This is a genomic window from Vibrio sp. OPT18 (genome assembly GCF_015163615.1).
Classification (GTDB): Bacteria; Pseudomonadota; Gammaproteobacteria; order Enterobacterales; family Vibrionaceae; genus Vibrio; species Vibrio coralliirubri.
In genome coordinates this window covers 242,355-255,993 of sequence record NZ_JADDYK010000036.1, presented here as the reverse complement: position 1 = coordinate 255,993, position 13,639 = coordinate 242,355, and the positions used below count along the sequence as shown (strand labels likewise).

General features: G+C 45.0%; 11 protein-coding genes. 1 reads left to right on the top strand and 10 read right to left on the bottom strand.

Annotated elements, in window-relative coordinates:
* Positions 1 to 4: 4 nt before the first annotated feature.
* Together ptsP and rppH are read right to left on the bottom strand one after the other, a co-directional pair.
* The gene (gene ptsP / locus IQQ51_RS09150) at positions 5 to 2,254 is read right to left on the bottom strand and encodes a phosphoenolpyruvate--protein phosphotransferase (RefSeq protein ID WP_050635061.1); all 2,250 of its coding nucleotides are present in this window, start codon (positions 2,252 to 2,254) and stop codon (positions 5 to 7) included.
* 2 nt (positions 2,255 to 2,256) lie between these two features.
* Positions 2,257 to 2,775, bottom strand: a complete 519-nt coding sequence (gene rppH, locus IQQ51_RS09145) for an RNA pyrophosphohydrolase (RefSeq protein ID WP_017059335.1) — start codon at positions 2,773 to 2,775, stop codon at positions 2,257 to 2,259.
* Positions 2,776 to 3,391: 616 nt separating this feature from the next.
* On the opposite strand from rppH, the gene mutH reads away from it, so the two are divergent.
* Positions 3,392 to 4,057, top strand: coding sequence for a DNA mismatch repair endonuclease MutH (gene mutH, locus IQQ51_RS09140; protein WP_048606845.1), 666 nt, complete (start codon positions 3,392 to 3,394; stop codon positions 4,055 to 4,057).
* An 88-nt stretch (positions 4,058 to 4,145) separates the two neighbouring features.
* Here the strand turns inward: mutH and IQQ51_RS09135 are convergent, their stop codons facing one another.
* From IQQ51_RS09135 to xerD, 8 genes are all read right to left on the bottom strand, one after another.
* Entirely contained in the window at positions 4,146 to 4,457 is a 312-nt protein-coding gene (locus tag IQQ51_RS09135) for a DUF6482 family protein (protein WP_004735016.1), read from the bottom strand.
* A 213-nt stretch (positions 4,458 to 4,670) separates the two neighbouring features.
* Complete coding sequence (locus tag IQQ51_RS09130; protein WP_017059332.1) at positions 4,671 to 4,922, bottom strand: hypothetical protein; 252 nt, start codon at positions 4,920 to 4,922, stop codon at positions 4,671 to 4,673.
* A 568-nt stretch (positions 4,923 to 5,490) separates the two neighbouring features.
* Entirely contained in the window at positions 5,491 to 6,825 is a 1,335-nt protein-coding gene (gene vpsR / locus IQQ51_RS09125; protein ID WP_050053118.1) for a cyclic-di-GMP-binding transcriptional regulator VpsR, read from the bottom strand.
* A gap of 271 nt (positions 6,826 to 7,096) precedes the next feature.
* Positions 7,097 to 8,629, bottom strand: a complete 1,533-nt coding sequence (gene lysS, locus IQQ51_RS09120) for a lysine--tRNA ligase (protein ID WP_017059330.1) — start codon at positions 8,627 to 8,629, stop codon at positions 7,097 to 7,099.
* Positions 8,630 to 8,727: 98 nt separating this feature from the next.
* A protein-coding gene (prfB, locus tag IQQ51_RS09115; RefSeq protein ID WP_156169623.1) for a peptide chain release factor 2 occupies positions 8,728 to 9,826 on the bottom strand; the annotation gives its coding sequence in 2 pieces (ribosomal slippage) (positions 8,728 to 9,750 and positions 9,752 to 9,826; 1,098 coding nt in all).
* A gap of 235 nt (positions 9,827 to 10,061) precedes the next feature.
* Positions 10,062 to 11,798 (bottom strand): single-stranded-DNA-specific exonuclease RecJ, encoded by a 1,737-nt coding sequence (gene recJ, locus IQQ51_RS09110; protein WP_017059329.1) that lies wholly within the window; start codon positions 11,796 to 11,798, stop codon positions 10,062 to 10,064.
* Between the two features lie 80 nt (positions 11,799 to 11,878).
* Positions 11,879 to 12,658 (bottom strand): thioredoxin fold domain-containing protein, encoded by a 780-nt coding sequence (locus IQQ51_RS09105; protein WP_017062874.1) that lies wholly within the window; start codon positions 12,656 to 12,658, stop codon positions 11,879 to 11,881.
* A 26-nt stretch (positions 12,659 to 12,684) separates the two neighbouring features.
* Positions 12,685 to 13,599: a site-specific tyrosine recombinase XerD gene (xerD, locus tag IQQ51_RS09100; RefSeq protein ID WP_193840864.1), complete on the bottom strand. Its 915-nt coding sequence runs from the start codon at positions 13,597 to 13,599 to the stop codon at positions 12,685 to 12,687.
* Between the last annotated feature and the right edge of the window lie 40 nt (positions 13,600 to 13,639).

Genomic DNA, 13,639 nt, shown 5'->3' with positions numbered 1-13,639 from the left:
AATCCTATTTTTTACCTGCTCGAATGAAGCCTGTAAATTCACGCTCTTCGAAATAGTTCAGCATCATACTATAGATGTCACTACCATACGGTTTTGAAAGTGCCTTATTTGCCAAATCCTGTAATTCAGCCAAGTTCGATTGACGAATCAAATATTTGGTTCTTGCGACATTCGAGGTATTCATACTTAACGTCTCATACCCCAATCCAATCAATAGCAGCGCGCCCATCGGGTCACCGGCTAACTCGCCACAAATACACACAGGTAATTGATATTGCTTGCAAGTATCATGAATTTGTTTTAATGCCATGATCACCGCAGGGTGCATTGATTCATAGACATCGGATACTCGTGAATTGTTCCGATCAACCGCTAATAAATATTGGGTTAAATCGTTGGTACCAACTGAAACGAAGTCGACCTTATGCGCAATCAACGGCAATATGTACAGCATGGACGGCACTTCAATCATGATACCAACGCGAGGCATGCGCACTCGGTTATCAAGCTCATGCACTTCGTCATACGCTTGTTCAATCAGCTGTAGCGCGTCATCCAATTCCTGAGCACCTGAAATCATCGGCAGCAAAATACTCAAGTTATGGCTTTCACAACTCGCACGTAGCATCGCACGTAACTGAATAATAAAGATGTCAGGATGATCGAGCGTAAAACGAATACCACGCCAACCAAGGAATGGATTGTCCTCTTCGATAGGAAAATACGGTAAGGCCTTATCACCACCGATATCGAGTGTACGCATCACCACTTGTTTCTCTGGGTAGCTTGCCAGCACAGAACGATACTGCTTGAATTGTTCGTCCTCTGACGGGAATCTTTGCTGCAACAAGAAAGAGATTTCAGTTCGATACAGCCCTACTCCATCAACGCCTTGGTTGATAGCGATGTTAGTGTCTGCACTCAAGCCCGCATTAAGCAGGATCTCGACTTGCTTGTCGTCTTGGGTTTTTGCCGGAAGGTACAGTTCGCGATTGACCATAGAGGAGAGCTCACTCTCTTCTAGAATCAGCCCTCGATACTCTTTGAGCAGGCTTTTAGTCGGCTCAATAAAGATCTCACCGCTATACCCATCAACAATCGCTCGCTTACCATTAGCTTGAGCTAAGTTAAGATTTACCCCCATGACTGAAGGTATGCCAAGCGCTCGAGATAAAATCGCTGCGTGCGAGTTCGCTGCCCCTTCCAAAGAAATAACCGCCAAGAGCTTTTCTTTGGGAATGGACGCTAATACCGAAGCGGTTAACTCACGAACCACTAGAATAATTGGCTTATCTAACGTGCGAAGTTCATGTTCAGAGTTGTGGAGGAAATAGAGCAGCCTTTGTCCCAGCTCTCGGATGTCTTGTGCTCTCTCACGAAGATATACATCGGACATACGAGCAAAGCGATTCGAATAGCTCTCTACAACCTGTCTTAATGCCCAATCGGCTTTATCGCCTTTCTGGATTTGGCTCTTCAGATCCTTACGCAACATTGGATCATTGAGTAAGTGAGTAAACAGGTCAAAGATCGCCAACGCATCTTTATTGATTTCGCTATCTAAGCGCTTTCGCATACGCTTAAAGTCATTGAGGGCGTTTTCAACCGCTACCGCCAACAACTCATGCTCTCTCTCTATATTGAGCGTCGAAGCAGGATAAACATCGGTGAGTTCAGGCTGAGTGTTGTCCCACCATAAGTCACCAATCGCCACGCCCGATGAAGCTGCAATACCTTTAGTCGCAGGTAGCTTCTGTTGCTCTAACAGCCAATGGCCTTGAGTTTGGGCGTGCGCCACAATAACGGCAAGTTGCGCTGAGAGCGTGACAAGGAAAGATTCTTCCATCTCACTGAATAAACGCGGGGTCTTCTGTTGAATGACCAATACACCGAGCACTTGCTTGCGGTGGATAATCGGAGTACCGAGAAAAGAGTGATAGACGTTTTCTCCAAGCTCTGGAAAAAACTTATAAGCAGGGTGAGCAGACGCTTGTGCAAGGTTGATAGGTTCAGCACTTCTTTTAACAAGGCCAACCAGACCTTCGTCAAAACCAATGTGAATGCTATTACCTTTGAAGATCAGGCCTTGAGTTGCCATCAACTCAAGGCGCTGCATATCATTATTTGCCAAATACACGGTGCAACATTCCGTCTGCATCGCACTGCATGTCTCTTTAACCAAAATATCAAGAGCCGTCGACACATCTTCAACTCTTGATACGTGTTCAACTATTTCCCTTAGTTGACTGAGCATGCTTAACCTCTACGCAATTTGCGCTTTCCTTTTATTTTTCGCTCTTTAAACGGCATTGCTAAAGATGCGAACTCTTTCATCGCTCGACGGTAAACATCTCGCTTGAAAGAAACAACTTGTCGAACTGGGTACCAGTAACTCACCCAACGCCAACCATCAAACTCAGGTGTACTTCCACGCTGCATATTGATATGCGATTCATCGCAATCTAAACGTAAAAGGAACCACTTCTGTTTTTGTCCAATACAGACAGGTTTAGAATCCCACCGAACCAGTCGTTTGGGTAGCTTGTAGCGTAACCAATGACGACTTGTCGCGACGATCTTTACATCCTTTTTAGTAAGGCCAACCTCTTCATACAACTCGCGGTACATTGCCTGTTCCGGAGTCTCACCTTCATCTATTCCCCCTTGAGGAAATTGCCATGAATGTTGCCCGTATCGTTTAGCCCAGAAGACCTGACCATGGTTGTTACAGATTACAATACCAACATTTAATCGGTAACCATCGCCATCTATCACTGGCCAACCTCTATCTAAATTTTTAATTACTCTGATTTTTCCACATATCCCCAATCGGAGCAAACTTAGTGACGTGATAAGCGCTATATTTATGAATAATAACTAGGAATATGGATAAGTTTTGCTCAAATTCTAGTTACCCACACAATAGTGAGACATAGACCACATTTATTCACCTTTTCTGTGAATAACTATGTGAAGAATTACCCGCAATCGTTTTTTTTAATCCATAGATTCATCAACACCAAAAACGAAAAACCAATAAAACCTAATTTATTTTTATATAAATCAGTTAATTAAAATAATATTTTGGTTTTAAAAAACATTAGAAATGTAAAAGATCTTTCAGAAATCTGACATGGTTAAAGATCAACCACTCCGATGTTTATCCACACTACCAAGTGAAAGATTCATTTTGAACCCCATTTGGCAAGCATTTTATCCACCATAAACCCCTGTTTATTTATCCACTAAATTAATATTTCAATTAATTACCTTTACGTCCTGTGGATAACCCTGAGTTTGATCCCTTTTCTCGCAAGGAGATCATTTCTTAACCAGTCGTCATTTGGTGATAACTTCTGATAAAATCGTTTTTTTGATCATGCCTTTTATTATGAAACCAGAACCACAAACACAACAAGAGCTGTTAGAGCGCGCGTATGCCATCGCCGGAATGACCTTTAAAGAGCTCGCCGACGAAGCCGAGATGGTGATGCCAAACGACCTTAAGCGTGATAAAGGCTGGGTTGGGCAGCTATTGGAATGGCACTTAGGAGCGCCTGCAGGCAGTAAACCAGAACAAGATTTTGCCAAGCTCGGGATCGAGCTAAAAAGCATTCCGATTGGCTACTCTGGCAAGCCACTCGAAACCACCTTTGTGTGTGTTGCGCCTTTGATGGGCGTGCAAGGCATAACTTGGGAGACCAGCCACGTTCGAAACAAGCTGTCTAAGGTTTTGTGGATCCCTGTCGAGGGAGAAAGAGAGATCCCGCTAGCGGAGAGGCATGTAGGATCCCCATTATTATGGACACCTAGCCAAGCTGAAGACGAACTCTTGAAAAGAGATTGGGAAGAACTGATGGAGTTGATCGTTTTAGGCAATGTTGAACAGATAACAGCAAGACACGGTGAAGCACTGCATTTACGTCCAAAAGCTGCCAACAGCCGCGTGTTAACTGAAGCTTACGGTGCAAGTGGAAAACCTATCAAAACTAAACCACGTGGTTTCTATCTGCGAACTCAATTCACCCACAAATTGCTGACAACACATTACGCATAGATCGTTTAATCTAGCCTCGATCGCCAAAACTATCTGTGCGTTACAAAACAGTCTGTAATTAGAATCAATCTCGCGCTACAAACGCCTCTTAATGAGGTTTGAGCGCCAGTTCAATATCGCAGTAGCTTTGGCTTGGCTCATTACCAAACTCATCATAGGCGTTGTGTAAGCGAAGATACGCCTTTTCAAAGCCGAGCCGGAGTAACTCCTCTTTCACTTGATCCAAGGATCCAAAGTGAAGCGGCTCGCCGTCTTGCTTTACCGGTTCTAGCTTGTGTTTGTACTCCACCGCCAGTAGATATTCTGAGATATCAGAACAGCCAATAACGTACACTTTCGGTGTTTGATATGAGTCTTTGTGCTCTCCATGTAACCACATGTCTAATTGATGCTTTTGCATAGCCGACCTCCCTTGCTCTATAAAGCTTAGTAGAACTCTTTTCCTTTACTAGATAACGACTTAAAAAAGCACAGATAACGGCTTAAAAAAGCAAAAAGAGAAGCAAGCGCTTCTCTTTTTTGACCAGTTCTAGTTCAAAAGTTTGCACTTTCGACGCCATAACTATCACTGTGAATTATCTTAGGGGTTGAAAGGTGCTATCAACCCCTAAGATTACGTCGGTATTCGCGCACTTAAGACACGACGAAGGTGACGTACTCGACGTTCAATAGTCACGACTTCTGGTTCAGAAAAACCAATCGGTCGACCGTCAGCTTCAAGACCAATATCTCTTAATAAGTGAGTATTGTTCCATGGCAACTCATATGAACTACGACGAACTTTTCGTTGCCATTCACGCTCTTCACGACGAAGATCGGCACGGATAAGGACTGTTGCTAATTTTAAATATACTGAGTGACGCATAATAACTCTCCAGTTGTTGAATCAACTGAGGAAAAATAGCGTGTTAGATAGTATGAGGGCTTCTCACTTAGCTGCTATTTTTCCGCAGCCAAATAAGGGTACGGATCTATTAGTTAGGTTTATCTTGGGTGTTTCGATCGGCCATGGCTGATGTGTGTGACATATCAGTCACCATGTCAGTACATGGATCAAACGACGCGCAAATATGCTGTATAAAATCGAAATGTTTCATTTGCGCCTCCAAGCTAACTAAAAAATCCAAAAAGAAATGGGGTGGTAAAAGCAGACAAGTCTTTGTTAAATCGTTGCTTTCACGGTTAAAGTCTAACCAAGTGAGTATATTATTCAACCGCTAATTGGTTAACATTTTTAAAACAATGCATTCGCCTGAAATATCAGTTGCATATTCATTTACATATAACATATTCACTATGATTATATAAAATCACAGCATATCTCTCTTAGGGCTGAGCTAGAAAACAACGGACTATCCTTCAGAAACATAAAAGCCACGCAGAGACGTGGCCTTTAATTGACAGTGACTGAATAAATCCACTTAGAAAAGAGTCTATACAACCCCTTCAGAGATTAGGCTGTGTTTATTCAGCAAACGGTACATCGTCGCTCTTGATACACCGAGCTCCTTAGCTGCCAACGAAACCTGACCACCGTAAGATTCCAAAACAATTAACAACGCATCGCGCTCTGAGCGCTCTCGAATACTCTTCAAGCTTCGGCGTTCATCATTCTGTTTCGGTAAATCCAGTTGGTGATCCTCAATGATCACAGCATCAGACATCAACACAACACGCTTAATCTGATTCATCAGCTCACGCACATTTCCAGGCCAATGGTATCGATTCATCGAACGGATAGCATCGTCTGAGAAGCTCTTCGCTTGAGCATTAAACTCTTTCGAGTACTCACGTAGAAAATGATTCGCCAGTACTGAAATATCGCTCACACGTTCTTTTAAGCTTGGAACATGAATACGCAGAACATTGATGTAGTGATAAAGCTCTTCATTGAAATCGCCCTCGATCAACGCCTTCTCGATATCAGAGGAGTTCGCAGCCAGAATACGCACATCGACAGATTTAGGTCCATTCGCGGTTTCAATCTTACCTTCTTGTAGAAAGCGCAACAGATTCAGTTGTTGATTGCGGGGCATCGCTAAAACATCATTAAGCAAGATAGTTCCGCCATCAGCTTCTTCCAACATACAAGGCGCGGTCGCTGGCTGTGCTGAGATACCAAACACCTCGGCCTCTATTCTCATTTCAGACAAGGCACGACAGTTAACCGTTAAAAATGGTTTCTGTGCTCGCGACGAGTTTTGGTGAATAGAGCGTGCAATCGTCTCTTTACCAGCCCCACTCTCGCCATAAATCAAGATACTGACATCCGTCGGCCCAATACGCTTCACTTGGTCTCTCAAGCGCTTCACGGCCACAGAATCGCCTAGCAGTCCCATGTTGTTATTGATGCCGTAGTTTGGCCATACCTTCTGCTCAAGCTTAAGCATACCCAGTTGGTGACCAATGGTACTCAGCAATTGAGCATCTGGGATTGGCGCCGTGAAAAAGTCGATACAGAAGTTGACGATAAACTGGCAGATCGTATCAGAGCTTAATTGAGATTCACGGATAAAGGCGAGCCATCTCACCTGCTTGTTATTGCTCACAAGGTTAGCAATACCGTTGAGACTGAACTCATCATGACTAAGATCGACAATACCAATACATGGGCCAATATCAGCAATCAAGGCATCGGCTTTTCGTAAATCTGCACACTGGGTACACTGCCAACCCACTTGTTCTAACACTGATAACCAGGGTTCGTACGCACCACCAACGACGATAAGAGAACCTGGTAAGGAATCCATCTTAAATTGAGTTCCCATCCTTCTTCCTTATTCTATTTTTATTTAAATCAGGCTAATACGAGTCACTGCTTCATCCTTCGACAAAATGCCGCGAGATCGTATTCAGCGCAGAGACGTATAGTAGTGAGACTATCTTAGATTTTATGTCTCAATAGTAAGACTATGTCAGAAATAACGATTTTTCGAATCAAGAGTGCGGTACAGACTAGGTTTTGAAGCCCAAAAACAGAAAAAGCCACCCGAAGGTGGCTTTTTAATTACATAGGCTGTTACGCCCTATAAGCGAGAATTACGCTTGTGGACGCATTGCCGGGAACAAGATCACGTCACGGATTGTGTGCGTGTTTGTAAATAGCATTGCTAGACGGTCGATACCGATACCTTGACCCGCTGTTGGCGGTAGGCCGTGCTCTAGTGCAGTAATGTAGTCTGCATCGTAGTACATCGCTTCGTCATCACCCGCGTCTTTCGCGTTAACTTGCGCTTTGAAACGCTCGTCTTGGTCTTGTGCATCGTTAAGCTCAGAGAAACCGTTCGCTACTTCACGGCCACCGATGAAGAACTCAAAACGGTCTGTGAAGAATGGGTTGTCATCGCTACGACGTGCTAGAGGAGAGATGTCCGCTGGGTAGCCAGTGATGAACGTTGGTTGAATTAGCTGAGGCTCAGCCGTTTCACCAAAGATCTCTTCTAGAAGCTGACCACATGTCCAGAACGTTTCTACGTCTACGTGTACAGATTTTGCGATAGCAACCATCTTCTCACGATCTTGTAGATCTGCTTCTGTTAGCGCTTGAATCTCAGCGTGCTCAGGGTTGTAGTGTTTGATTGCATCGAACATGCTCATGCGAGCGTAAGTGCCACCGAACTCAACCGTTTCGTCACCGTAAGGCATAGAAGTAGAACCAAGAACGTCCATTGCTGCCGTGCTTAGCATCTCTTCTGTCAGATCCATAAGGTCTTTGTAGTCAGAGTACGCTTGGTAGAATTCCATCATTGTGAATTCTGGGTTGTGACGTGGAGATAGACCTTCGTTACGGAAGTTACGGTTGATCTCGAATACACGGTCAAAACCACCAACCACTAGACGCTTAAGGTAAAGCTCTGGTGCAACACGTAGGTACATGTCGATGTCTAGTGCATTGTGATGAGTGATGAATGGACGTGCAGTTGCGCCACCCGGGATCACGTGCATCATTGGCGTTTCAACTTCTAGGTAGCCTTTCGCGCTCATGAAGTTACGGATTGAAGATACTAGCTTAGAACGCACGATGAATGCATTGCGAGAATCTTCGTTCACGATTAGGTCAACGTAACGCTGACGGTAACGCATCTCTTGGTCAGTTAGACCGTGGAATTTCTCTGGTAGAGGACGAAGTGCTTTAGTCAGCAATTCAAACTCTTCCATGTTCACGTAAAGGTCGCCTTTACCCGATTTGTGAAGCGCACCTTTAACACCGATGATGTCACCGATATCTAGGCCTTGGTACTTCTCTTTCAGTACTTTTTGTACGTCTTTCGCTGCGTATGCTTGGATACGACCAGAAGTTTCTTGAATCGCAAGGAATGGACCACGCTTCGCCATAACACGACCAGCGATCGCAACGATGTGATTAAGCTCTTCTAGCTCTTCCTTAGTCTTCTCACCGAATTCCGCTTGAAGATCGCCAGCTAGGTGCTCACGACGGAAGTCATTTGGGTGACCGTTAGCTTTGCAGTTTTGGCGGATGTGATCCAGCTTGCTGCGGCGCTCAGCGATTAGTTTGTTCTCTTCAGGTGAAGAAGCTTCTTGTGCGTTTTCGTTTTGAACAGCATCAGTCATTAGAGATGTACCCTGCTTTTAAAATTTGGACCGCTATATTTTTGCAAATATAGGCATTTTTACCAATATTATTGGTAAAGCTTAATAGTTGATAAAGCTTATAGACCTGATTTCAGGCTAGCTTCAATAAACTTGTCTAAGTCACCGTCAAGAACCGCTTGAGTATTACGGTTTTCGATGCCGGTGCGTAAATCTTTGATACGAGAATCATCCAGTACGTAAGAGCGGATCTGACTGCCCCAACCGATGTCTGATTTCGTTTCTTCGCTCGCTTGTTTTTCAGCATTTTGTTTTTGAATCTCAAGTTCAAAAAGCTTAGCACGTAGCTGCTTCATCGCTTGATCTTTGTTCTTATGCTGCGAACGGTCATTCTGACACTGAACCACGGTGTTGGTCGGAACGTGAGTAATACGTACCGCCGATTCCGTGGTGTTTACGTGCTGACCACCAGCGCCAGAGGCACGGTATACGTCAATACGTAGGTCAGAAGGATTAATGTCGATCGTAATGTTGTCATCAATCTCAGGATAGATAAACGCAGATGCAAATGAAGTATGACGACGACCACTTGAATCAAATGGTGACTTACGAACTAGACGGTGAACACCAGTCTCTGTGCGTAACCAACCGTAAGCATACTCACCAGAAATACGTATCGTTGCGCCTTTAAGGCCAGCAACATCACCATCCGACACTTCGATAACTTCAGTCTTGAAGCCTTTCGAATCTGCCCAACGTAAGTACATGCGCAACATCATTGAAGTCCAGTCTTGAGCTTCTGTACCGCCCGAACCTGACTGTAAATCGATGTAGCAATCTGATGCATCGTGATCACCAGAGAACATACGACGGAATTCCAGCTTCTCTAGCTTAGCTTCAAGCTCGGCCAGTTCTGGTTCAATTTCATCGAACGTTTCTTGATCTTCTTCTTCAACCGCAAGCTCTAATAGGCCATCAACATCCTCAACACCTTGGTCAAGTTGGTCGATCGTTTCTACTACCGCTTCCAATGCAGAACGTTCTTTACCTAGCGCTTGAGCACGCTCAGGTTCGTTCCATACATCCGGTTGTTCTAATTCTGCGTTTACTTCTTCTAGACGCTCTTTCTTAGCGTCATAGTCAAAGATACCCCCTCAGGATATTTGTGCGCTCAGACACATCCTGCAGACGGTTTTTTATAGGATTGATTTCAAACATTTTAGCTCATCATTTATGAGTAGAATTTAACCGAAGAATTGTACTCAAAAGTGTGACGGAGATACAGAATTTTTTAGAGTGGTGAACCAAGATTCAACAACTTAATGGGATATAAAATTGACAAGCAGAAAAAACACGTAAAATTTGTAAGGGCAGGAAGGAAAACAAGCCCTGTTTTTGAACAGAGCTTGTTGAATTTGGCGCTATATGATGAGCATTATTGAGCCAAAAATAACTATTTGGCTTCGATATGATCAATCATCAGCTGCAACGATTGGTTACCGCGAAATTCGTTAATATCGAGCTTAAATGCAAGATGAACGGTTTTCACCGAGGCATCAGGCCAGCGACGTAGGTCGACGTTAAAGGCAATACCGTCAATCATCACATTGGTAGGGTGACCTTTGTAGAGCGGCTCGAGCATCAATTTAAGGTGTTTTTCACCCACCAACTTTTGGTGCAGTACTTTAAACTCACCATCGAAGATTGGCTCAGGGAAAGCTTGTCCCCACGGGCCACCTGAACGCAGCGTTTCAGCGGTGTGCATAGAGAACTCTTCTGGTAACAGCTCACCATCAGACAAGATAATGCCCTTCAGTGCTGTTTCTCCAAGTTCATTCTTCACGACATCATTGAACAGCTTGCTGAAGCGTTCAAAATCCTTTTCCATGATGGTTAAGCCAGCCGCCATTGCGTGGCCACCAAACTTAAGAATCAAGCCGGGGTTTTGAGTGTCGATACGGTCCAGCGCATCACGCATGTGCAGACCCGGGATCGAACGACAAGAGCCTTTAATACTCCCTTCCCCACCATCAGCAAAAGCAATCACTGGGCGGTGGTATTTATCTTTGATACGCGAAGCCAAGATACCAATCACACCTTGGTGCCAATCACGTTGGAACAGGGCTAAGCCAGAAGGTAGGTCGTCTTTACCAAATTCAAGGCGCTCACAAAAAGCCATCGCTTCTTGCTTCATTCCCTCTTCGATCTCTTTACGTGTTTGGTTCAAACCATCCAGTTCACTCGCCATGCGACGCGCCGCATGGATGTTGTTACTCATTAGCAGCTCAACACCAAAAGACATGTCGTCCAGTCGGCCAGCTGCATTAATGCGAGGACCAAGAGCAAAGCCAAAGTCAGACGCCACCAAACGCTTAGCGTCTCGTTTAGCGATTTCGATCAAGGCTTGAATACCCGGACGAGCTTTACCCGCACGAATACGTTGCAAACCTTGATGTACTAAAATTCGGTTGTTTTCATCGAGTGGAACCACGTCGGCAACCGTACCCAGCGCCACAAGGTCAATCAGTTCCATCAACTTAGGCTCTGTCATGCCGCGCTCTGCAAACCAACCCAACTTACGCATGTGAACACACAGTGCCATCATCAGGTAAAAAGCGACCCCAACACCCGCTAAGGCTTTCGAAGGAAAAGCACAACTCTCTAGGTTTGGGTTAACCATCGCATCGACCATTGGCAGTTCATTGCCCGGCAAGTGATGATCGGTAACCAAAACCTCTAGCCCCTTCTCTTTAGCAAAGCGAACACCTTCAATTGAAGAGACACCGTTGTCAACCGTCATGATCACTTCAGCACCAAGCTCGATTGCCTGTTCGACAACCTCAGGGCTCAAGCCATAGCCATCTTCAAAACGGTTTGGTACCAGATAGTCGACGTTAGAGCTGCCGAGCATACGTAACGCTAAAACAGACAGCGCCGAACTGGTCGCGCCATCGGCATCAAAATCACCAACAATGATGATGCGTTTTTGCTGCTGAATCGCTTTGAACAACAGCTCAACCGCAGCATCAATACCGCCCAGTTTTTGATAAGAGTGCAAGCCTTTCGCTGCTGTCTCTAGTTGGTCGGCACTGTCGATTCCGCGACTCACATAAATGCGCTTTAACAAGTCAGGTAAGTGAGCAGGTAAGACTGAAATGTCGACCTCAGGACGGCGTTGGATCTCTATCATATAAAAATGGGCCCGATATCAATCAGGCCACTCCTTAAATCAAAAACATGGGGGATAAATTGGCAATACAGAAAACGAGATTATTGCTCTAAACGTTGAAGAAGTTGTGCTGGCGGTAAGTAACCACTCACCAACTCACCACTTGCTAGCACGATAGCCGGTGTGCCATTGATGCCAAGCTCACGACCCAATTGGTACTGTTTAGCAATGATCTGCTTTTGCTCAGCTAGGTCTTTACCAGAGGCTGGCATTTGACGGTTTACTTTAGCGTCATGCATCGCTGTTTTTGGATCATCTGAAGCCCAGATTGCTGCCATTTGATCGGCAACTTGCCCTGTCGCGCCTTGACGTGGGTAAGCCATGTAACGAACGGTGATACCCAGATCGTTGTAGCCTTGCATTTGGCTGTGCAGACGAACACAGTAGCCACACGTAATGTCAGTAAATACCGTCACAACATACTTTTCGTTATCGGCTTTGTATTCGATAACCGTATCCGACATCGCCGCGACTTTTTCAGCATTCAGCGGAGCTTGACGCTCAGCCAAAACATCACTGAACTTACCGTTTTCATCCAAAGAGTAAAGTGTACCGGCTAGAAAGTGATCGCCCTCTGGAGAAGAAAAGATAATACCGCTGTTGGTTTGAACTTCTAAAAGACCATCGATATCCGAAGGAACAATCTTATCGACCTTAATACCGATTTTTTCAAAACGCTTAGTTAACGCAGCTGTATCAATAGCTTGAGCTGGAGCAGCTTCTACGGCTGTTGATGTTGTTTCTACTTTCGCTTCTGATGCATTACATGCAGTAATCATAAGAGGAAGCGCTAGTAGAGGAAGACGGCGTAATACGCTCATTAAGTTCACCTTAAAAATAAATGGATTTAAGCACGTGGGTGATGCTGCGCGTGAATTTGCTTCAGCCTTTCAGTCGCCACGTGAGTATAAATTTGGGTTGTCGATAAGTCACTATGCCCAAGCAACATCTGTACGACCCTGAGATCTGCGCCATAGTTCAGTAAATGCGTCGCAAAAGCGTGTCTCAATACGTGTGGTGACAACAATTCTGTGTCGATCCCAGCGACGACCGAGTAGTGCTTAATACGATACCAGAACGTCTGACGGGTCATTTGCTTGGCGCGTTTACTCGGAAAAACCACATCAGAACTGTTTTCGCCAAGTAGATGTGGACGACCTTGTTCAATAAAAGTCTCTATCCAATCCACCGCATTTTCGCCCATTGGTACTAAGCGCTCTTTGCCACCCTTACCAATAACACGCACCACGCCCTGTCTTAGGCTGATATTTTCCATCGTCAAGCTAACCAGTTCTGTCACACGCAAACCGGTTGCATAGAGTAACTCAAGCATCGCCTTATCGCGAAGCTCAATCGGATCGTTCGGATCTGGCGCATCAAGCAAAGCATCAACCTGCTCTTCGCTCAAATCTTTCGGCAAGCGTTGCGGCAACTTCGGGCTGATCAACAAAGCACTTGGATCATCACCTCTGATTTTCTCGCGGTGTAAGTATTGGAACAAGCGACGAATCGCCGACAACATACGGGCACGAGAAGTCTGCTTAAAACCGGCGTCGGCTAACCAGCCTTGATAATCCTGTAAACCTGAAAGGCTAATGAAGTCGAGGCGGTAATTGTTCTTTTCCATCCACGCTAATAACTTGGACAAATCGGTACGGTACGAGACAAGCGTATTCTCCGATAATCCTCGCTCCATCCACATAGCATCTAAAAACTGCTCAACGAGACCGTGGTCTGCGCTCTGCCCTTGAGGCGACTGCATAGTGTTACTCACAATATTGGAAACTGTTTTGAGAGTATGC